The 21486-nt window shown below is 34.5% G+C and carries 21 protein-coding genes; 15 read left to right on the forward strand and 6 right to left on the reverse strand.

Annotation, left to right across the window (positions count from 1 at the left end; translation table 11 throughout):
• The first annotated feature begins 32 nt into the window (after positions 1-32).
• Complete coding sequence (locus PWP26_RS04430; RefSeq protein ID WP_301399035.1) at positions 33-1430, forward strand: cobyrinate a,c-diamide synthase; 1398 nt, start codon at positions 33-35, stop codon at positions 1428-1430.
• A 13-nt stretch (positions 1431-1443) separates the two neighbouring features.
• Entirely contained in the window at positions 1444-1632 is a 189-nt protein-coding gene (locus PWP26_RS04435; protein ID WP_038060060.1) for a ferredoxin family protein, read from the forward strand.
• Positions 1633-1661: 29 nt separating this feature from the next.
• On the opposite strand, the gene coaD is transcribed toward PWP26_RS04435, so the two are convergent.
• Entirely contained in the window at positions 1662-2165 is a 504-nt protein-coding gene (coaD, locus tag PWP26_RS04440; protein WP_022855046.1) for a pantetheine-phosphate adenylyltransferase, read from the reverse strand.
• 39 nt (positions 2166-2204) lie between these two features.
• A complete protein-coding gene (locus PWP26_RS04445) occupies positions 2205-3608 on the reverse strand; it encodes a hypothetical protein (protein ID WP_273018984.1) in 1404 nt (467 codons plus the stop codon).
• 204 nt (positions 3609-3812) lie between these two features.
• Here PWP26_RS04445 and PWP26_RS04450 point away from each other — a divergent pair, with 204 nt between their 5' ends.
• The 10 genes from PWP26_RS04450 to trmFO are packed head-to-tail and all read left to right on the forward strand — an operon-like array spanning position 3813 to position 14514.
• Positions 3813-4211 carry a bacteriohemerythrin gene (locus PWP26_RS04450; protein WP_038060055.1) on the forward strand — a complete coding sequence of 133 codons (399 nt, stop codon included), beginning with the start codon at positions 3813-3815 and terminating at the stop codon, positions 4209-4211.
• Positions 4212-4225: 14 nt separating this feature from the next.
• A complete protein-coding gene (locus PWP26_RS04455) occupies positions 4226-5881 on the forward strand; it encodes a hypothetical protein (RefSeq protein WP_301399036.1) in 1656 nt (551 codons plus the stop codon).
• 19 nt (positions 5882-5900) lie between these two features.
• Positions 5901-7904, forward strand: coding sequence for a dynamin family protein (locus PWP26_RS04460; RefSeq protein WP_301399037.1), 2004 nt, complete (start codon positions 5901-5903; stop codon positions 7902-7904).
• A complete protein-coding gene (locus PWP26_RS04465; protein ID WP_301399038.1) occupies positions 7898-8560 on the forward strand; it encodes a hypothetical protein in 663 nt (220 codons plus the stop codon). Before PWP26_RS04460 ends, PWP26_RS04465 begins: the two co-directional genes overlap by 7 nt.
• 38 nt (positions 8561-8598) lie before the next feature.
• Positions 8599-9660 carry a pilus assembly protein PilM gene (gene pilM, locus PWP26_RS04470; RefSeq protein WP_301399039.1) on the forward strand — a complete coding sequence of 354 codons (1062 nt, stop codon included), beginning with the start codon at positions 8599-8601 and terminating at the stop codon, positions 9658-9660.
• Positions 9657-10199, forward strand: coding sequence for a PilN domain-containing protein (locus tag PWP26_RS04475; protein ID WP_287568554.1), 543 nt, complete (start codon positions 9657-9659; stop codon positions 10197-10199). Before pilM ends, PWP26_RS04475 begins: the two co-directional genes overlap by 4 nt.
• Positions 10199-10798: a type 4a pilus biogenesis protein PilO gene (locus PWP26_RS04480; RefSeq protein WP_273019862.1), complete on the forward strand. Its 600-nt coding sequence runs from the start codon at positions 10199-10201 to the stop codon at positions 10796-10798. The genes PWP26_RS04475 and PWP26_RS04480 overlap by 1 nt, the downstream gene beginning before the upstream one ends.
• Entirely contained in the window at positions 10795-11262 is a 468-nt protein-coding gene (locus PWP26_RS04485) for a pilus assembly protein PilP (protein WP_273011061.1), read from the forward strand. The genes PWP26_RS04480 and PWP26_RS04485 overlap by 4 nt, the downstream gene beginning before the upstream one ends.
• Before the next feature lie 3 nt (positions 11263-11265).
• Positions 11266-13194: a secretin N-terminal domain-containing protein gene (locus tag PWP26_RS04490; RefSeq protein WP_301399040.1), complete on the forward strand. Its 1929-nt coding sequence runs from the start codon at positions 11266-11268 to the stop codon at positions 13192-13194.
• 9 nt (positions 13195-13203) lie between these two features.
• Complete coding sequence (gene trmFO / locus PWP26_RS04495; RefSeq protein WP_301399041.1) at positions 13204-14514, forward strand: methylenetetrahydrofolate--tRNA-(uracil(54)-C(5))-methyltransferase (FADH(2)-oxidizing) TrmFO; 1311 nt, start codon at positions 13204-13206, stop codon at positions 14512-14514.
• 2 nt (positions 14515-14516) lie between these two features.
• Here trmFO and yajC read toward each other — a convergent pair whose 3' ends face one another.
• The 4 genes from yajC to PWP26_RS04515 are packed head-to-tail and all read right to left on the reverse strand — an operon-like array spanning position 14517 to position 17864.
• Positions 14517-14849 carry a preprotein translocase subunit YajC gene (yajC, locus tag PWP26_RS04500; RefSeq protein WP_022855034.1) on the reverse strand — a complete coding sequence of 111 codons (333 nt, stop codon included), beginning with the start codon at positions 14847-14849 and terminating at the stop codon, positions 14517-14519.
• Positions 14840-15985 (reverse strand): tRNA guanosine(34) transglycosylase Tgt, encoded by a 1146-nt coding sequence (tgt, locus tag PWP26_RS04505; RefSeq protein WP_301399042.1) that lies wholly within the window; start codon positions 15983-15985, stop codon positions 14840-14842. Before tgt ends, yajC begins: the two co-directional genes overlap by 10 nt.
• A 5-nt stretch (positions 15986-15990) precedes the next feature.
• Positions 15991-17175: a pyridoxal phosphate-dependent aminotransferase gene (locus PWP26_RS04510; protein WP_273020049.1), complete on the reverse strand. Its 1185-nt coding sequence runs from the start codon at positions 17173-17175 to the stop codon at positions 15991-15993.
• A gap of 20 nt (positions 17176-17195) precedes the next feature.
• Positions 17196-17864 (reverse strand): hypothetical protein, encoded by a 669-nt coding sequence (locus PWP26_RS04515; RefSeq protein ID WP_273025590.1) that lies wholly within the window; start codon positions 17862-17864, stop codon positions 17196-17198.
• 164 nt (positions 17865-18028) lie between these two features.
• Here PWP26_RS04515 and PWP26_RS04520 point away from each other — a divergent pair, with 164 nt between their 5' ends.
• From PWP26_RS04520 to PWP26_RS04530, 3 genes are all read left to right on the forward strand, one after another.
• The gene (locus PWP26_RS04520) at positions 18029-19552 is read left to right on the forward strand and encodes a flagellin (RefSeq protein WP_301399043.1); all 1524 of its coding nucleotides are present in this window, start codon (positions 18029-18031) and stop codon (positions 19550-19552) included.
• Positions 19553-19767: 215 nt separating this feature from the next.
• A complete protein-coding gene (locus PWP26_RS04525; RefSeq protein ID WP_287568546.1) occupies positions 19768-20370 on the forward strand; it encodes a TetR/AcrR family transcriptional regulator in 603 nt (200 codons plus the stop codon).
• A gap of 5 nt (positions 20371-20375) precedes the next feature.
• Positions 20376-21485 carry an efflux RND transporter periplasmic adaptor subunit gene (locus PWP26_RS04530; RefSeq protein WP_287568545.1) on the forward strand — a complete coding sequence of 370 codons (1110 nt, stop codon included), beginning with the start codon at positions 20376-20378 and terminating at the stop codon, positions 21483-21485.
• The last annotated feature ends 1 nt before the right edge of the window (position 21486 follow it).

Genomic DNA, 21486 nt, shown 5'->3' on the forward strand with positions numbered 1-21486 from the left:
TAATTTTTTTTAATCTATGATATATTCCCTGTATGAATAAAGAGTTCAACGTTCCCAGGTTTTTAATTTCTTCTCATAAAGGTGGTTCTGGTAAAACGTTGTTAACCATTGGTCTCATCTATGTTTTTCGAGATTTAGGATTAAAGGTAGTAGGGTTTAAAAAAGGTCCTGACTACATCGATGCAGGTTGGTTGTCTAAAGTCTCTGGGGTGGTCTGTAGAAATTTAGACCCTTTTTTATTTAAAGAAGAAGATGTTTTAAAGTCTTTTTATCAGGGAGCTAAACAAAGTGACCTTGTGATAATAGAGGGGAATAGAGGGCTTTTTGACGGATTAGACGTTTATGGAAGTTATAGTACTGCTAAATTAGCTCAAGTTTTAAAAACTCCTGTAGTTTTAGTGCTTGATTGTACCAAGGTTACCAGAAGTTTAGCCCCGTTGGTTAAGGGATTTTTAAACTTTGAACAGGGAGTGGAAATCAAGGGGGTTGTCTTAAACAAGATAGCCCGACCCAGGCACGAAGATATCATAAGAAAGTCTATAGAATATTATACAGGAGTAAAAGTTTTAGGAGCTTTACCTAAACTTAAAAATTTACCTCCTGAAAGACATTTAGGGTTGATTACCTCTTTTGAATATCAACAAGAACTCTTTTTGAATGAACTTTCTCAAGCGATTAAACAGAATTTTGATTTAGAAGGCTTCTTGACCATAGCTAAGGACGTCCCCCCTATTGAGTTCACCTTCTCACCTCAAGAATTACCAGAAAGTGAATTAAACGGGATTAAAATTGGTGTTTTTTGGGACAAGGCTTTTCAATTTTATTATCCAGAAAATTTAGAGAGTTTTCAAAACCTTGGAGCAGAAATTAAATTGATAAATGCTTTTAAAGATAAATCCCTTGAAGATATAGATGGGCTTTATTTAGGAGGTGGATTCCCTGAGGTTCAGGCAGAAGCTCTTTCCGAGAATAAAGACTTGATGAAGGAGGTGAAAGAGGCAGTTTTAGAAGGGATGCCAGTTTATGCTGAATGTGGTGGTTTGATGTATTTAGGAAAAAAGATAATTTGGAAAAACAGAGAATATCCGATGTCAGAAGTATTACCGATCACCTTTAAGGTAGAACCTACCCCTCAAGGACATGGTTACGTAATAGCTAAAGTAAAAGAAAAAAATCCTTATTTTGATGTAGGTCTCTCTATAAAAGGACATGAATTTCATTATTCAAAACCTGTAGATTTTGAACTTGATCAAGATGTTAAGTTCGTCTTTGACTTGGAAAAAGGAGTAGGGTTTAAAGAAAAAAAAGACGGTATTTTATTTAAAAATTTACTGGCAGCCTATACACATATTCATGTTTTTAGTGTAAAATGTTGGACAGAGAAGTTTTTAAAGAAAGCCAAAGAGTTTAACCTACAAAAATCATCATAAAAGGAGGTGCAACATGTTTGAAATTACCGTGAATTATGACACCTGTGATGCTTGTGGAACCTGCATTGAATCTTGTCCTGCTCAGGTTTATGACAAAGGAGATGATGGGAAACCTGTCATTTCAAGAGCAGAGGATTGTCTTGGTTGCATGACCTGTGTGGAGGTATGCCCAACAGGTTCTATCACTGTTAAAGAAATTTAGTTGTTTTAGACTGTTTCCCTCTGAGGGCTTTAAAGCCCCAGAGGGAACTTTTCTTTCAGTTTTTCAAAAACTATCTTAGGAACTAAATCTTCTACTTTTCCACCTAATCTTGCAGCCTCCTTTACTATAGAAGAGCTTAAAAAGATCCATTTAAGGCTTGGTAAAAGGAAAATGGTGTCAATGCTGTTAGAAAGTTTCCTGTTCATCAAGGCTAATTGCATTTCATATTCAAAATCAGAAACTGCCCTTAGACCTCTGATAATGGCACATGCGTTTTTAGCTTTAGCAAACTCTACCAACAATCCAGAAAAGGTTTCCACTTCTACTCGATGTCCTTCTGGAAGTTCTTTGACTGCTTCCTCCACCATCATCAACCTCTCTTCTATAGAAAAAAGGGGTTTTTTGGCTGGATTTTCACCTATTGCCACAATTACCTTGTCAAAAAGCTTTAAAGCCCTGTTTATTATGTCTAAGTGTCCATTGGTAATAGGGTCAAAAGTTCCAGGATAAATAACTACCTTAGGACAACTCATCAATGCCTCCTTTTTTTGACTTTTAAATGTGTTGGGTGTTTACTCTTTAATTGGAATATAAAATATTTTGAGAACAGCTGAACCGTCTTTTTGACCTATTCCAAAAAGTCCTTCTAAAATTTCTACATAACCTGTCTTCTCACCATCTACTATCCTTAAGATAGGGCCTATTTCCTGTACTTTTCTAGTTTTATATCTTTCATATCTATAAAGACCCCATAGTATCTTAAAAATAACATATTCTTCTTTTTTGTAGTATTCCATCAGTTTTAAAAGTGGACCATAGTTTCTTTCTAACCCTTCGTCAAAAATAGGTAAAATCGCTGGAAAATACCAGATTTTGCCCTCTGGTGAACCTTGAGAAATAGTATGCAAAAGAGGCCAGATTTTAACCTCTCTGGCAACTGTTTGGTTACCTTCCCAAGTTTTTTGAGCTTTAGAGAGAATTAAGAAACGATGTATTTCTTCCTGATAGTTTTTTCCTTTATAAGAGATATAAGTTTTTTTATAGAAATAGAGAGGCCATAAAACAAAAGAATCAAAGGTGTCTTCTTTTTTGACATAACCATACAAAGGCCAAAAACGTTTTCCTTCTATTTCTTTACCTTGAATTTTTCTGAAAAATGGCCATGGTGCATCTAACTGAGAGTATGAGTTGTCTGGGGTGGTGATTTTTTGAAAAAATGGCCAAAGTATTATCTTTTTTTCAAAATCTTCGTTTTTTTCGCGAATGTAAAAAGGAAAGATTATCAGTTTTTCTGAAGAATCTCCTTCTGAAGAATGAATAATTTCTTTTATGTAAAAAGGCCATAGGATAAATTTACGTTCCTGTTCCTCTTCTCTGAAGTTTCCATAAAAAGGCCAGATTTTAAATCCTTGGTAAAGAGATCGGTTTTGTTCTTGGTTAGCAGATATAGTTCTTACAAAGGGCCATAGGATGTTGTAGGCTGTATATTCTTCATATTTAGTTTTACTATAAAGAGGCCATAGAAAAAAAGTTATTTCATCAGCACCAAACCGATTTTTGATCTTTCCATAAAAAGGAAAAAAACCTCCATAGGTTTCGTTTGAAGAGGTTTTACCTGTAAAAAAAGGGAAAAAAGTAAATTGTGTTTCTTCAGGCTCTTCAGGAGAGTATTTATACCAAGTTTTGTTGATTATAGGAACTATTTTTAAGGTAGAACTTTGGGAATCAGACTGATAAATCCCTAAAGGAGATATAAAAAAGATTTTTTTTGCTTCAGGAGTGACAACTTTAGAAGTAATAGGCCTTATAGAAGTAGCATTTTCTTTAGAAAAAGATGTTTTTTGATATAAGGGACCTAAGGCTTCAACCCTGGTGGAATTTAATTCATAATTTTGAGAAAAGAAAAAAATCGGCCAAAGATTAAACCGTTTTTCCTGTAAGTCTTCATAGGCATAAAGATGAGAATATATAGACAAAAAAATAAGTATTAAAAAATTTAATGTCTTTAACATTTTATACATGATTTTAAAATTATAAAAAATTTTCGAGAAATGTCAATAATTTTTAGATAAAGCTATTTAATTTTGGTAAAATGCAATTTTTTGTTTTTTTTTTGTATTTGACAAAATTTTTAACGTTAATTATTAAATAATCTTTAGACATCAATTGGAGGCAAAACTGTGCCGTTTTTAGAATGGAACGACAATTTTCTCACAGGTATTAAAGAGATTGATCAACAACATAAAAAGATGTTTAACATGGTTAATGCTTTATATGAGGCGGTAAGACTTAAGGTAGACAAAAAATTTCTGATAAACTCGATAAATACGCTTAATAACTATTTTGAAACCCATTTTAAATTTGAAGAAGAACTTTTAGAAAGGTATGGTTATCCTGAAATAGAGAAGCATAAAGAGGAACACGAAGGTTTTAAAAGATCTTTTAAAGAGTTAATCGACCAGGAAGAAGTTAATTTTTCTGAGGTTTTAAAACATTTGAAAAATTGGTGGGTTAGCCATCTTTTGGTTCATGATAAAAAATATGGAAATTTTTTAGCTGGAAAGATAAATAGTCAATAAAGGGGAGGTTTAACATGTCTTCTCAAGGTTGGTTCAGCAAATTAAATAAAAAGTTAGAGTTACATCAAAAGATTATCCCTATCATTGTAGTTTGTTTTTCTGTGTTGATAATTTTAACCATCATCGTTACTTCTTATGCTAACTATTTTTTTGGTTTAAAACACGCTAAACAGTCTTTAAAAGAAAAATATGAAATAGTATCTAATGCAATCATTAAACATGGACCACTTCTTGACAAAATGGTAGGAGATAAAAGACAAAACTATAAAATTATTAGAGAAGAATTTTTAAGACAACAACCTAATATTAGAATTATAAGAAACGAAAAAATAGACGAGTTATATGGTAAGGAATCTCCTCAATATTATGCTAAGGATGAATTAGAAAAAAAGGTCTTAAAAGAAGGAAATGAGGTAATAGTAAGAGAAGGTTTTGAGTTGAGAGGAGTTTTTCCGATTAAGCCTAACATAGAGTGTTTAAGATGTCATTATAATGTAGGAGAAAAAGAAGTAATAGGAGCTATAAGCATTGTTATTCCTGTAGAGTATATATTTTCTGAGACTAAACTGGTAACACTGGTTTACATATTTTTAGGTTTAGGAGGTATTTTAACTGCAGCATTAGCTGTTTATTTTACCTACATGAAAATAGCTCATCAACCTTTGGAATCTGTAGTAAAAGTTTTGGATAAAATAGCAGAGGGAGACCTTACGGTTGAAGTTCCAGCTGTTTTTAAAGAAAGAGAGGATATGATAGGAAGATTGTCTAAAGCAGTAGACAAAGTGTTAGAGTATATGAAAAACTTTACTTCCAAGATCCTTGACTATTCAGTAAAACTGGTAGACCAGGTGGATAATGTTTTTAGATTGGTAGACAGTGTTAATGAGAAAATTAAGTTCCAGAATTTGCAGGTAGCACAGACTTCTATAATATCAGAGGATTTTGCTTTGACTGTGGGTTCTATTTCAAGGAACACCAGTGCTATAAATAACATTGCTAAAGAAATATTAGCCCATATAGAAAAGTTAAAAGAGGCAGAGGTTCAGGAACAATCAGAGATTTTGGTAAAGATATTTGGCTTGCTTGAAGGTTTGAATACTAAGGTATTAGAAATAGCAGAGGATTTAGACAAAGGTCTTAAAACTTCTGAAAGTATTAATGAGGCTTTTGAGGAGATTACCCAAGTTTCAAACGAGATCAGCCAACTCATGGATAAGATGAGCGAGAATGCTTATGAAACCTTGCTTATCTCTTCTTATATGAAAACCATAGCTTCCACAGTAAAAACCAAGAAGATGGAAGAGATGTTGTTTGAACTTTTTGAAAAGGATATAGACCGCTATATGTTACGTTTGCAGGCTCATATAAAAGGTATAGATAGACTTGACCCAGAGAGATGGGGAGATTATCAGGCCTTTCCTCTCGGAAAGTGGTATTATTCTGAAGAAGGTCAAAGTTTAAAAAAGATGATTCAAGATTTTGATTTTGATGAATTTGAAAGTCTTTTGAAAAACCTTCATAATGTAGGTAAAGACCTTATTGTTGCTTACAATCAGGAAGATTCTATAAAGGTAGAAAAATTGCAGGTTCAGCTTAGGGGTATAGCAAGAAGACTAAAGCTTCTTTTAGATGAGTTGAGAGAGCATTATTCTAAAATAAAAACTTTATAGAATAAAGAGGTAATTAAAGATGTCCGCTCGTTTAGGTTTTGCAGATTATAAATTTTATAAACAACAGGTTATAGAAGCTTTTGAGATCTACAAGTCTTTAAGGGGTGAGATTAACGACGGAGTAGATCTTGAAAGTCTTTCCAAAAAGGTGGAAAACTTAAAGAACAGTCAATTTCTTGTGGCGGTAGCCGGTGAGGTAAAGGCAGGAAAATCAAGTTTTATAAATAGTTTGATAAAAGAGGAGATCCTTCCTACCGATGTGTTACAGGCTACCAGTGCACTTATCGAAATTTTTTACTCTAAAAAACCTTTTTTAAGAGTTACTTACGCCTCAGGTAGAGTAGAACTTTTTGAAGAAGAATCCAAAGAGATTTTTAGGGATAGACTTAAGTCTATCGCCTCTATTCCTGAAGAATACAGAGATATTCCTGTAACTTTGATAGACCTTTACATTTTAGAACATGACAAAGTGCCTCTAATAGACGATGACTTTATAAAATATTTAGAAGAAAAGTCAGGGATAGAAAAACTAAAGGAGGTCAAGTATAAGCTGGAACAATATGCTATGGATCGTAGTAAAGATAAAATCCCTATAAGGATAGAGCTTGGATATCCCTTTGACTGGGAGTTTGATGAGTTACGGTTGGTTGATATGCCAGGGGTTAACGCGGTAGGAGGAGTATATGACATTTCTTTTTCCTTTTTAGATAAAGCTAATGCTGTCCTTTTTATCCACCCTATTAAACCTGTAGAATCTGAGTCTTTTAAAAGGTTTGTTTCTTCGGTTATTACCAAAAAGAGTAAAGATGTATTGTTTTTAATTTTAACCCATGCTGCGGTTTTTTATGAAGAAAAAGAAAGATTGTTAGATGAGGCTAAGCGTATTTATGGTTCTATCATACCTCCTGATAGGATTTTTGCAGTAGATAGTATTCTAAAACTTATTTATGAAGAGCTAAATAAAGGGAAATCTTTAGCTGAAATAAAAAAAGATAAGAGTAAAAGAAAATGGGTAGTTTATTTTCAGGATTTGGCAGATGAAGAAGGTTTAGATGAAAAAGAAGCTTTTTTAGAGTTTTCTGGTTTTAAACAACTTCTTCCTAACCTTGAAAGATTTTTGGTTGAAGCACCTTTTTCTATTTTAACTGAGGTTTTAGAGACTATTAAAGAGGGGTATAAAGAACAGATAAATCATTATCAAGAAACGATAACTTTACTTCAAAGTCAGAAAAAAGATCGAGAAGAGTTTTTAAGGGAGATAGAAAGACGACAGGAGGGTTTGAAGAAGCTAGAATCTTACTGTTATTTAGTTTTGGAAGAAGCTATGACCATTTTTAGGGGGGTTCATTCTCCTATAGAGACTACTTTAAATGAGTTTAAGTTTAATTACTATGAACTTTTTTTAAAAAGTTCCGATTTAGAAGAATTGAGGAAGTATTATCGGGATGCTGAAAATGATTTAGATCAGATAGTGAGAGAAAACCTGCAAAAGATTACGGAATTTTTTAAAGAAAAGCTAAAACAAATAGGAGAACAGTTTAAAGAGGAATATAACATAAATTTGCCCAAAATAGATTTTAAGGCCATAGAAGAGAGCTGTAAAAAGAGGGTGGTAAAAAGGGAAGAAATCGTAGAGGAAAGGATAGAAAATCTTTTTGAAAATTGGAATTTTCTTAAGCCTTGGAAATGGTTTAAATCTGGGCGTATAAAAAGGATGGTTGTAGGGACTAAAGAGGTATTAGATGAAAATATGTTTTTTAAGACTTTGAAAAACAGTCTGATAGAAAATTTTGTGGAAATCATCGAGAAATTGAGAGAAGAGTTTTACAGTGCTTTTGATTTTTACAAAAAAAGGATTACGTTAATTTTAGAAGAAAAAAGAAGAGGTTTGGAAAAATTAAGACAAGAGTTAAAATCAAACGAACTTATAGATTATGAAATTCTTATGTTAGAAAAGAATATAAACTTGATCGAAGGTGAGCTTAAAAAAATCGATAATTTAAAGAGTGCTCTTATATGTTAAAGAAAGAGACTATAAAGAACATAGAAAGTCAACTTGATAAAGACATAGACAAAGAAGTTGAGTTGATTAAAAGTGAAATTTTTTATTTTTTAGATAAAGATTTAGATATGTTTTTTTTAAAAGAGTTTGTCAAACATTATCCAAGGAAACTTCTCCGAGAAAGGTCTGAAGTTTTACTTGATACGGTACTTAACTATCTTATGAAAGAGATATTAGAACAAATTAGAACAAAAGGTTCAGATGTTCAGTATGCCTTTTCTAAAGAAAACCTAAGAGAAAAAATAAAGGAGTGGGCTTTAGCTAAAGAGAACAGGTATAATCCTTCTATACTTAAATTGAAAGAGGAAGAGACCATAGTAGAAAAAACTATTACTGTAGCACCAGGTATAGTTGTTAGTGCTGGAGGGCTAATCGCTATAGCCTCAGCCCCTGAGACTTTAGTTTTAAAAGCTATTCCTGCAGTCTCTACTTTAGCAGGTCCGATTTATATCTTTAAAAAAATAAAAGAAAAAAACAAAAGGTTAAAAAAAATCTGGAAAAAAGAAATAAACAGTTATTTAGAAAAGGCTAAAAAAGAGTTGAAAATTTGGTTGATAAAAGTGATTGAAAAGTTTGATAAAGAACTAACCGATTTTTGTAGAAAATTGGGGTTATAACTTGACTTTATATTCAAAGAAAATATTATAATAAAAGTATGAATAAAATTTTTGATTTAAAAAATCTGAAAAGTTTATTAACTTTTAAGAAATCTCAAAAAAACGTTTATATAGGAATAGATATAGGGACATACTCTATCAAAATAGCAGAGGTGGTTTTAAATAAAAACGATATAATCCTTACTAATTTCATCCAGGGAAAAACCTACCCGAATGTTATCGTAAACGGAATAATCAACGACTTTCAATATCTAAGCACTAATTTAAAAAATATTTTTGAAGTGTTTCAACCGATTTCTAATCAAGTTAATCTTTCGCTTTCGTATGATGTACTTATATATGATTCTTTTCAATCTCAATATATACCTTCTGAAGAAGAAATAAGAAATAAACTTAATGAAGACATTCCCTATAATTTAGATGATGTTTATTACAGTTATTTTATCTTCCCTATGCAAAATAGTTATAAAATTCTTTATTTGGTTATAAAGAAGGATATAGCTCAACAGTTTGAAAATCTTTTGAAAGGCCTTAATTTCAGCGTAAAAAACATGGATGCAGATTTTATAAATATTCACAACCTTGTAGAGTTTTTAGAAGGGGAAGAAAAGGCTAAGTTAATCGTCGATTGGGGAGAAAGTAAAATTAGACTTCTTTTTTCTAACAAAGATATTCCTCTATACAATCGAGACCTATTTAATCTTGGTTTGAAAAACCTTAAAAAAGAAATAAGAAAACTGGTTCCGGATAAAGATATGGTAGAGATGGTTATGGTTAATCCTTCTAATTTTGAGAAATTTCAAGAGGTAAAGGAAATTTACAAAAACTATATCAACGAAATCATAAAAGAAATTCAGTACACCATCGAGTTTGTTCAAGGTAAATTTAATTTAATCTTAGAAACAGTATATCTGGTAGGAGGAGGAGCAAGAATTTTAGATATAGAAAAGATTTTTACCTCAAAACTTAAACTTGAAACCAAAAAAATCAACCTCCAAGATAGGATTGAGATACACCCTAATGTTGACCCAACTTATCTTAAGATTATAAACACTCAAGGAGCTAATGCTGTAGCTGCAGCTTTGAGGGAATTTATATGATCATTAAGTTTAACCTCTTACCTAAACCTAAGGAAACGGTAAAGGAGGAAATTCGTAAAGAACCTTTTAGGTTTTATAAACTTATCATTACCTTAGTTATTTTTGTAGTATCTGTTATGGCAAGTGGTATTATTTCTATAGAAAAACAGAAAAAAGACTTGATTAAAGAGAAAACGACTAAAGAAACTAAGCTTAAAGAATATAAGACAGTAGCTCAAAAGGTGGAACAACTTGAAAAGGAAAACGAAGAGGTTAAAACAAGAATAGAAACCATTTTATCTCTTAAAAAGGATAGAGAAAAGGTTTTAAAAAGATTAGATGTTGTTCTTAGTAATCTTGGTAAAACTCAGGTTTATTTTAGTTTATTAAAGATAGGCTCTAATCAAACCAAGATAGAAGGTATAAGTACTGATATGAAAGAAGTAGGTGAATATTTAAAAACCTTAGAGGAAAGAAAGGATATAGTAAGACAGGTAAACATTACCCAGGTTAAAAAACAAGATAAGCTGGTAGAATTCCAGGCTGAGGTTATTTTTTGATGAAGGCTTTGATCGAAAGACTTAAAGCTTGGGATGAAGTTACCCCTAAAAGAACAAAAATACTTCTTTTGATTGTTTTAGTGATAGGTCCCCTTGCGTTATTTTATCAGTTTTATTATCAGCCCAGTAAAGAGACTATAAATGTTTTAAAAGAAGATGTTAAAAAGTTAGATTTAGAAATAGCTAAATATTCTCAGGTTGTTAACAAACTTGATTTTCTTAACAAACAAATGGCAGCAAGAAAAGAATTTTTGGAAGTGGTAAAGACTATCTTTCCTGATGAAAAGGAGATACCTGTTATCCTGAAAAAGATAGCAGAGCTTGCTAAAAAAAACAATTTAGATTTAGCCTTGTTTAAACCAGAGAAGGAAGAGCTAAAAGATTACTATAAAATCATTCCTATTACTGTTGAACTCGTAGGAGATTTTAGCAACATGATAAATTTTCTAAACGAGATTCAAAAGCTTCCTCGTTTAGTGGTAATAAATGAACTTGAGTTTAAGGTTAAAGATAAGAAGCTTACCCTTGGATTAAATTTAAGTACTTTTCAATATACAGGTAAACCTTTGAAAACTAAAGAGAATAAGGAAAAGAAATGAAAATTAAAGTTTGGTTGGTAAGTTTAGTGTTGATTTGTTTATTAATAGGGTGTGATAAAAAGAAAGAGGAACCTATTTCTCCCAAAATAGGTGTAAATGCAAATTTAATCGATATAATCGATAAGGAGCTCGAAACCTGGAAGGTTGAGCTTGCTAAAGAACCTTATATAATAAACTCTAAAGAGGTTAAAAATCCTTTTGTTGCCCCTGTAGTAGGTAAAACCATAAGTCATGAAAATGTCCTTTCTATCCGTTTAGTAGGTATAGTTGATAAACAAGGAAAAAAGCTGGCTCTTATTCAGGACGAAGGGAAGATGGGTTATCTGGTTAAACCAGGAAGTAAGATAGGAAATTACAGGATCTTAAAGATAGAAAAGAATCAGATTTTGGTAGAAGAAGAGATTACCGACCTTTATGGTAATCGTAAGAAGGTACAAAGGGTTTTAAGTTTAGTCAAGGAGTGAGTTATGAAGATAAGGATATTTATTTTTAACATGTTTATATTTATTTTAGCTTTTACGTTTATTTTAAGTTTGGGAAGGGGTGAGGTAAAGGCTAAGACCAATCTAAGAGAGGTTTTTTACTTGAAACAACCGGTTGATACTTTGATTTTTGAGTTTGACGGAAAACCCCAATATACCTTAAATGTTGAAGAGACTAAATTAACTCTATTTTTACAAAACGTGGTTCCTTTAAAATCAAACTGGGTAAAAAATTTACCCAAAGATTTGATTAAAGAAGTTGATGTTTCTTTAGAAAAGAATGGGATTAGATTAAGTTTAACCTTAACCAAAAAGTTTAACGTCCAGGTAAAAGATTTAGAAAATAAAATTCTGGTGGAATTTTTATGGGAAAAACCTTTAAAACCGGTCAACGTGGTTATTAAAGATAAAAAAGTAGAAACCTTAGAGGAAAAAACTTTAAAGGAATTAAGAGATATTTTAGAAAATAAGATAAGTACCCAACCGTACGAGATTCTTTTAAATGAAAGAAGGGTGAGTCTTCCGCTTTCTGACCTTAAATATAAAGGGATTCCTATAACGGTTGATTTTCAAGGGGCAGACCTACATGCCGTTTTAAGGCTTCTTTCAGAGGTAGGGGGTATTAATATTTTGGTGAGTGATAAAGTTAACGGTATAGTTACCCTTAAAGCCAAAGATGTTCCGTGGGATCTGTTATTAGATGCGATAATCTCTAACTTTGGTTTAGCGAAGTTGAAAACAGAAAATTTGATTGTGATTGCTACGTTAGATGAGGTCAAAAAATATGCAGAACATTATAAAGATTATCTAAAGGCAGTAGCTCAGGGTAAAGAGGGTATTAAAGCGGAAATTGAGGCTCAAAGAGATATTTTTGATGCCTTGCAAAAGGTTCAGGAAGAAAAAAACCTGCTTATTACCAGAATTTTTACGCTTAAGTATTTAAGAGCAAGCAAGGTCATAGACCTTCTAAAGAGCCATCGTTTTCCGGATAAGCTTCAGGAGCTACTTAAGGATCCCAACAAAATAACCTTTGAACCTCTAACTAACACCATCATAGTTAAAGCAACTCCCAAAATTTTAGATGAGATTGAGGCGATCATTAAAGCTATAGATAAACCAAGGCCTCAGATAATGATAGAGGCAAGAATAGTAGAAATGAGAGATGAATATGCACATAAATTGGGTATTAAGTGGGGAGGAGCTGCTTGGAAAAGAACGGAACATAGTATTTGGGGTATTGCTCCAGGTCATTCTATTACCACAAATGATACCATGACTACAAAAACACCAAGTATTAACATTCCTAACACAACCATCTTTGATTTAGGAGTTGCCAATAGCATAGCAAATTTAGGGGTTGCTTTAGGTTATTTTGGTGACACCACTGCTGTGCTTGATGTAACTCTTTCTGCTCTTGAAGAATCAGGGATTGCAAGGGTTCTTTCAAAACCTCAAATTTTAACCCTTGACAAAGAACAAGCTATAATACAGCAGGGTTACAGAATTCCTTATTTGAGTTATGCAGCTAACATCAACCAGGCAACCGTAAATTTTATAGATGCTGGGTTAAAACTTTTGGTAACTCCTTCCGTTACTCCAGAAGGTAAAATTTTTGTAGATGTGGTTATGGAGAAGTCAGAGCCTGATTGGGGGCGTACAGTTTCAGGTGAACCTACTATTAATACCAGTAACATTTCTACTTCCGCTTTACTTGATAACGGAGAAACTTTAGTAATAGGAGGGGTTAAAATAAATAATATTTCTGATAACATAGATAAAGTTCCTGGGCTTGGAAGTATTCCAGGAGCAGGGGAATTTTTTAAAAGAAAAGAAAAAATGTTGTCTAACAGCGAACTTATGATTTTTATAACTCCCAAAATAGCCTATATTCCTATTGAAGGGATAGATTATTAAAACTAGAACATGTCTGAAGTTTGGGTAGTAGGGGGAGGGCTTGCTGGGTCTGAGGCTGCCTGGCAGCTTGCGGTTAGAGGGGTTAAGGTTGTCCTGTTTGAGATGCGCCCTACTAAACTTACCCCAGCCCATAAAACAGATTTATTAGCTGAACTTGTATGTTCAAACTCCCTTCGTTCTAAAGAGCTTACCAAGGCTGTAGGACTTTTAAAGGAAGAATTAAGGCTTTTAAAATCTTTGATACTTGAGTCAGCTTTAATTTCTGAAGTTCCTTCAGGCAAAGCTTTAGCGGTAGATAGAAAGCTTTTTTCTGAATATATAACCCAAAAACTTTCTTCTCATCCTAACATAAAAATTATCAGAGAAGAGTTAACGGAGATTCCCAAGGATAGAATAGTTATTTTAGCTACAGGACCTCTTACCAGTGAAGCTATGGCTAAAGCTTTGGCAACCCTGATAGAGGTACCTTATTTACATTTTTATGATGCCATATCTCCTGTGGTGTATGCAGAAACCATAGATTGGGATAAGGTGTTTGTAGCAGACCGTTATGGAAAAGAGGAAGGATCGTATGTAAACTGTCCTCTTACCAAAGAGGAATACGAAAGATTTTGGGAGGCTTTGATAAAAGCAGAAAAGGTTCCTTTGCATTCCTTTGAAGACCCAAAGTATTTTGAAGGATGCCTTCCTATAGAGGTGATGGCTGAAAGGGGGAAAGAAACCCTGCTTTATGGTCCGATGAAACCTGTAGGATTGGTAGATCCAAGAACAGGTAAACAACTTTATGCAGTAGTACAACTAAGGCCTGAAAATCGGGAAAAGACTTTATACAACATGGTAGGGTTTCAAACCAAGCTCAAATATGAGGAACAAAAAAGGGTTTTTCGGCTTATTCCAGGGCTTGAGCGTGCAGAGTTTGCAAGATTAGGTTCTATTCATAGAAATACCTTTGTTAATGCCCCGTTGGTCTTAACTTCTACCCTTCAGCTTAAAAAAAGTCCTAATGTTTTTTTAGCAGGACAACTTACAGGTGTTGAAGGGTATGTAGAATCTACTGCCATGGGTTTTTTAGCAGGAATTAATGCAGAAAGGTTGATGAAGGGGAAGCCCTTATTAGTTCCTCCTAAGGAAACGGCTATCGGGGCTTTAGTACACTATTTGGTTGAAGCAAATCCAAAGTATTTTCAACCTATGAACATTAACTGGGGGCTTTTTCCTCAGTTGGATAAAAAAGTTCACAAAAATCAAAAATATCAGTTAATGGTAGAAAGGGCACTAAAGGCTCTTTCTGAATGGATTAGCAAAAATCAGGTATTATAAAGTTAAAAGTTGATAGGACCAGCGATATAGCCTTTTACTACAGGAATATTAGTATCTTTGTCTACCTCTAACCAGACGATATCTCCTTCAATCTTTACGATCTTTCCAACAATACCACCGGTGGTAAAAACTTTTTGTCCTGGTCTTAGTTCAGAAAGAAATTTTTGATGTTCTTTCATTCTTTTTTGTTGAGGTCTGATAAGAAGGAAATAGAAGATTACAAAGATGATGATAAGAGGTAGAAGGGAGATGATAAAACCTACCAACCCTCCTTGAGGGGGTTGTCCTTGAGGTGCACCCATAGCCCAAAGATTAGAAACTAAGTTTAAGTCCATAAAACTGCCTCCTTCTGGGTATTTTTTAAATATAACTCTTTAAGTTCTTGAATTAGGTTCAGCAAGGTTTCTTGTTTGATACTTTGTTTTATTTTTTCTATAAGTTTAGCATAATAAAATAGATTGTGAAGAGTTAATAGTTGATAGACCAAAAGTTCTTTGGTATGAAAGAGATGTCTTAGATATCCCCTAGAAAAGTTCCGGCAGGTATAACAGGTGCAATTTGGGTCTATCGGTTCAGAGTCGGTTTTGAATCTGGAAGATTTTATCGATAAAGGTCCTTGAGAGGTAAAAAGACTTCCTCTTCTGGCATTACGGGTGGGAAGGACGCAATCAAACATGTCAACCCCTCTGGCTACTGCCTCAGCAATATCCACCGGAGTTCCTACCCCCATAAGATATCTTGGTTTATACTTAGGCATAAAACTGGTTGAAACTTCGATCATTTCGTTTCTTAGTTCTAAAGGTTCTCCTACTGAAAGGCCTCCTATCGCATAGCCATCAAACTCAAGAGAGGTAATAAAAGAGGCACTTTTTTGTCTAAGGTCTACAAACATACCTCCTTGAATGATACCAAAAACGGCTTGTTTGGTGTTTTTATGTCTTTGTCTATATTTAAAAGATTCTAAAGCCCATCGGTGGGTAAGTTCAGTAAGGGTTTTTGTTTCTTCATAAGATAGCGGATAAGGAATACATGTGTCAAGGACCATCGCTATGTCAGAGCCAAGTTTTGTTTGAATTTCTAAAGCCTCAACCGGGGTGATAAAATGTTCTGACCCATCGAGGTGAGACTTAAAAAGAATTCCCTCCTCCTTTATCGTTCTAAATTGTGATAGACTGTATACTTGGAATCCTCCGCTATCGGTAAGTATAAGTCTTGGCCAACTCATAAATCGATGAAGTCCGCCCAAATTTTTGATAACCTCAGCCCCAGGTCTTAGGTAAAGATGATAAGTATTGGCTAAAACTATTCTATAACCTAAGGAGGCTATTTTTTCAGGAGGAACAGCCTTGATGGTAGCCTGGGTACCTACCGGCATAAAGACTGGTGTTTCTACCACCCCTCGGTGGGTTATTAACATCCCAATTCTGGCTTGGGTGATCTGGCTTTCGTATAAAACATGAAACTTAAACATAACCGTTAAGCTTGATTAAGGATAGTTTTCACTGCTTCGATAAAAGAGCTTTTATGCCTTTTTAGGGTTTCTTCATCTACGCAAAAAGAGAGTCTTATATGGTTTGATACACCAAAACCACGCCCTGGGACAGCCAATATCAAGTGTTCTTTTAGTTTTTGACAAAAGGTAACATCATCCATCGGGACTTTAGGGAAGATAAAAAGTCCACCCTTAGGTTTAACAAACTCAAGCCCTGCCTCTTCGAGCATCTCACAGATAAGGTCTCTTCTTCTTTGATAGATAATAGTTTCTACTTTTGCAAAAGCACACTCTGCAGCCAACCTTTGAGCTAAAGCCGGCGCATTTACAAACCCTAAAATTCTATTACAAAGAATTAATCCCTCTAAGATAAGTTTCTTGGGTTGTATTTCAGGATGCACGGCTACAAACCCTATCCTTTCTCCTGCAAGGGAAAGTTCTTTAGAAAAGGAATAGGCAATAAGACTGTTTGGATAGTGTTTAAAAATAGAGGGTACCTGATGATTATCAAAAACTAAATTTCTGTATGGTTCGTCAGAAACTAAATATATAGGGTGTCCAAAGATTTTACTTTTTTCTGACAGAAGTTTAGCAAGACTTTTTATTTCTTCTTCGGTATAGATTTGTCCTGTGGGATTGTTAGGTGAATTTATCAGGACTATTTTGGTCTTTTCAGTAATATTTTGGTCTAAAGCTTCAAGGTTAAGAGAAAAATCCGGATTGGTAGACACGGGTTTAGGTATTCCTTGATGGTTTTCTGTATAAAAAAGATACTCTACAAAAAAGGGAGAAGGAAAAATCACCTCTTCTCCTGGGTTAAGGAGGGTTTTAAAGATGATATTTAAAGCACCGGCTGCACCACAGGTCATGATTATGTCTTCGGAGGTAAGCGTGACCCCTTGTTCTATACTCACCTTTTTAGCCATTACCTCTCTTACAAAAGGAAATCCAGCATTAGGCATGTAACGATGAAACGATGGTTCATAATTTTCTATAATTTTTTGCAAAGTTTCTTTTACTCTAGGTGGAGGGGGAAGGTCTGGATTCCCTAAGGTTAGGTCTAAAACCCGGTCCTCTCCATGAGTCTTCTTTAGTTTTATTCCTTCTTCAAACATCTTTCTTATCCAGGAACTTCTTTCCAGATAGTCTTTAATTTGCTGTGAAACCATAGGTTTTCTCCCTGAGATCCTTATAGATTTTTAAAAATTTCTGGCGTAAACCCTGAGGTTTGGGATATTTCCCATAGGGTTTCAAAAGCTTTTAAAATCAACGGGTCATCTATATAAAATCTATACCCAAAGCAGGCTGAGTTTACAGAAGGAATAAGCACTTGCCCTTCCATCCAGTCAAACTGCAAAACCAAGTGTTGATGGACAAATCCTTCCTGAAAGGTGAGGGTCATAAGAGTTTGGTCGAACCACTCAACCGTCCATAGATGGGTGTACACATATACATTAGGTTGGTTAGGGGGAGAAAAGCTAGCCTTTTCAAAAGGCAGGTTTTTTAGTTGATTTAAAATTTCATAAGATATAGGTTGGATTGCTCGATTGTCTATAAGATGTTTGTTTCCTTCTCCTAAATATAAAAAGTATTCCTTAGTTGCTCCTCCTTCAGTCGAGAGAATTTCTACCCAAGCAGGTTTGGTAAGGTATAACCTTACGGGAGGCGCTTTATGCTTAACTCTATCATACAAAGAAAGAAAGTGAGAAAAATGAAAAGGAAGGTCTGGAGGTGGTTCGTCATGTTCATCTTTGGCTTTAAAAATTAAAAAGTTAAAGTCAGGTGAAAGAAAAATAGACTGATCTTTGGTTTTTTGACGAGATTTTAAGTATCTTAAAGCCTCTAATTTTTGATACACCTGTTAAAATCCTCCGAATTTAACTTTTAAATAGAAATTTTAACATCTTATATAAAAAGAAAAAGGGTTGTCCATGAATTTTTAGAGTTTACATAGCTAAAGTTTTTTTTTATCTGTCCGATAAGAATATACAAAAGAAAAAAACAAAAAAGGAGGTGCCAGATATGGCAGTTAAAATTAACTTTAACGAAGCAGCTGCTCAGACCCACACAGCTTTATTAAGAAACGAGCGTGCTATGAACAAATCCTTACTGAGGTTGTCTACAGGAGTCAGGATTTTGAATGCGTCAGACGACTCGGCAGGACTTTTTATTGCGGACATGCTTGGAACAGTTGCAAAGGGATATGAACAGGGTAATAGAAACATCCAGACAGGCATTTCAGCCTTACAGATTGCAGAGGCCTCAGCCGGACAGATTTTTGACAAACTTCAGGAAATCTATGTAAGGGCTCAGAATGCAGCCAACGACATCAACGACCCGACAGCAAGAAATGCATTACAACAGGAAATTAGGAACTTTGTCGATGCTATTCAGAAAATAGGTGCTGATACAGAGTATAACGGGATTAAGCTTTTGGATGGTACATTTAAGGACAAGTATATCCATTATGGGGCTCGTCTTGAGCAGACGGTTTATCTATCGGTAGATGATGTGAGGGCTCAGAGTTTAGGTGCTCACATGGTTAAAACCAGCGGATATAAAGTTGCAGCTAGTGACGTTTTAACAAGTCTTACTGATGTAGTATTTGGAACTAATCAAACCATAACAGTTGGTGGTAGAGTAATTGAGGCAACTATACAAAATGTTAATGGTTCTACAACCAACTACATCCTGGATGCAGGGTATATGGCAGAACAGATTAATTCTAATCTCAGCGACATAGGTTTTAAGGCAAAGGCCATAAATGTTAGTATTGGTGAAAAATATACAGCGATAGCTGATGTTTCAGACACAGCTAGTCTAACTTTTTATGTAGGAAATAAGTCTTTTAGTTTTGATGCAGAAACTACGATATCTCTTGATGAACTTGTAGAGAAGATAAACCGTGAAGCAGCAACTGCTGGCGCAGACCTTACTGCCTCAACCGATGCAGGAAGACTTGTTCTTACCTCTTCTAAAGGTTATACTATTAGTGTTAAAATTAGCCTTGCAAGCGCAACAGGTACTATTAATATCAATCAGATTGTTAATGACTTAGAAAATGCTTCTGCAGGAACCATTCAATCTCAAGCTAGTGCAACCATAGCTTCTGCAGTAAAGGTTGGAGACCTTTATATTGCTAATGACAAGGATTTTACCTTGGATTTAGGAACAGTAAGTAACACCGCCTTAGGAGATTTTGAAATTGGCTCAACTACAGGATCCCAGTTTAAGAATCTTTATTCTATAAATGTGACTTCAAATGAGGGAGCAGAGGCATCGATGCTTATTGCTGAGGTAGCGTTGAGGAAGGTTGATACCATAAGGGCCCAGATTGGTGCAACTATGAACAACCTTCAGTCTATTTTTGACAGTCAAAAGGTTGCTTATGACAACACCAAGGAAGCTGAGTCAGTGATTAGAAATACAGACTATGCAAAGGAGATGGCAGAGTTTACGACCTATCAGATTCGTATGCAGGCAACAATTGCGATGCTTGCTCAGGCAAATACTCAGCCACAATTAGTGCTTCAGTTGTTGAGGTAGTAAGATTTAGGGTGGAGGCAGGATAATTCCTGCCTCTGCCCTTGTTTAAACTTAAGAAAGGGGCGGGTCTAAACCCGCCCCTTTCTTATTTTTCCTATCTTTTTCTGTAAAAAACTTTATAACCTAATCATTTGTTTTCTCTTGACAAAGCAAAAAACCATGCTATAGTTAAAAATTAATGTGAGAATGTAAGTGCTTACTAAAGAGATTGATAAATGGCTAAAAATACAAAAAAAAGACTTCTCGAAGCTGCTTTAAAGGTTTTTTCAGAGAAAGGGTTTTTAGGTGCAACCACCAAAGAGATCGCTAAACAGGCTGGGGTAGCTGAGGTAACTCTTTTTAGGCATTTCGGTTCTAAGGAAAATCTTTTTGCAGAAACCATAAATCAGTATTCTTTTTTACCTAAACTAAAAGAGATCTTGCCTGAGATAAAAACTGAACTTCCAGACATTGCTTTAAAGAAAATAGCTCGAGAGTTTTTAAACGTTCTTGAGTCTAAGAAAAACTTGATACGGATCATGTATACAGATTTTCACCGATACCCTGACCATATTAAAAAGATTCACGAATCCATCATAGAAAATATCATAGAGCTTATTTCTGCATATTTTAACGAGCTGATAGAAAAGGGTATTTTTAGAAAGGTTGATACGCATTTTGCGGCGAGAGCGTTTTTAGGGATGTTTTTTTCTTACTTTTATGCTAAAGAAATCAAAGAGTTTCTAAACATCAAAAAAAATGATTTGGAAGAAATTATAAACTGTTATGTCGACCTTTTTATAAAAGGAATTGAACTTAAACCAGAGTCGGAGGCATAGGCTATATGTTGAGGATATTAAGTTTTATATTCGCTATAATGTTAAGCCTTTCTGGTTGTGCTAAAAAAGATGCAGAACAACCTAAGGCTACGATAGTACCTGTAACTGCCTATCAGGTTCCTCAACCTAAAGACCATAAGGTTGAATTGGTCTATCCTGGCAAGACTAAAAGTATTTCTTTCGTAACGGTATCAGCAAGAATTACAGGGGTATTACAAAAGCAGTATTTTAAGGAAGGGGATTTTGTTAAAAAGGGTCAGGTACTTTTTTTGATAGAACCTGATTTGTATGAAGCCAATTATAAAAGCGCAAAGGCTAACTTAGAAAGAGCCCTTGCTGAGTATGAGAAAGCAGAAAAAGACTGGAGAAGGATAGAGGCATCCTTTAAAGCAAAGGTAGTAAGTGAGCAGGAAAGAGATTTTGCCCTTTCTGCTTACAAAACCGCCAAGGCAAACGTCGAATATGCTAGGGCTCAGTTAAGACAAGCAGAGATAAACTTAGGCTACACCAAAGTCGTCGCCCCGGTTTCTGGTATTGTAGGACAGAGAATGGTAGACGTAGGTAATCTGGTAAATCCTGGTACGCCTTTGGTAACGATAAACCAGATAGACCCTATTTATGTAGATTTTTCTTTTCCTGATAGAGATTTAGTAAAATTAGGGTTTGAGATTACCAAAAAGGGACTTATGGGACTAAAAGGTCTAAAACTTAATTTAATCCTTGAAGGTAAATCTTATCCTTATTCAGGGGTAATAGATTTTATAGATACCATCATCGATGAAAAGACTGCTTCGGTTAAAGCAAGGGGCTTGTTTAAAAATCCTGAAAAGATTTTACTTCCAGGACAGTTTGTGCAGGTTGTAGTGAAGGGTATCACAAGAAAGAACGTGATTTTGATACCTCAAAAGGCTGTGTTTCAGACACCTACTGGTCCGGTGGTTTGGCTGATAAAGGACAACAAAGTTCAGCCTCAGCCAGTAAAACTTGGAGAAACTTCAGACGAGTATGTAGTGATAGAAGAAGGCCTTAAACCAGGAGATATGATAGCTTTAGACAACTTACTTAAGCTCGAGTCAGGTGTTCCTGTAAAGGTGGAAAAGGTAGTTGGAGAATAAG

The sequence above is a fragment of the Thermodesulfobacterium sp. genome (assembly GCF_030445475.1).
GTDB classification, from domain to species: Bacteria; Desulfobacterota; Thermodesulfobacteria; order Thermodesulfobacteriales; family Thermodesulfobacteriaceae; genus Thermodesulfobacterium; species Thermodesulfobacterium commune.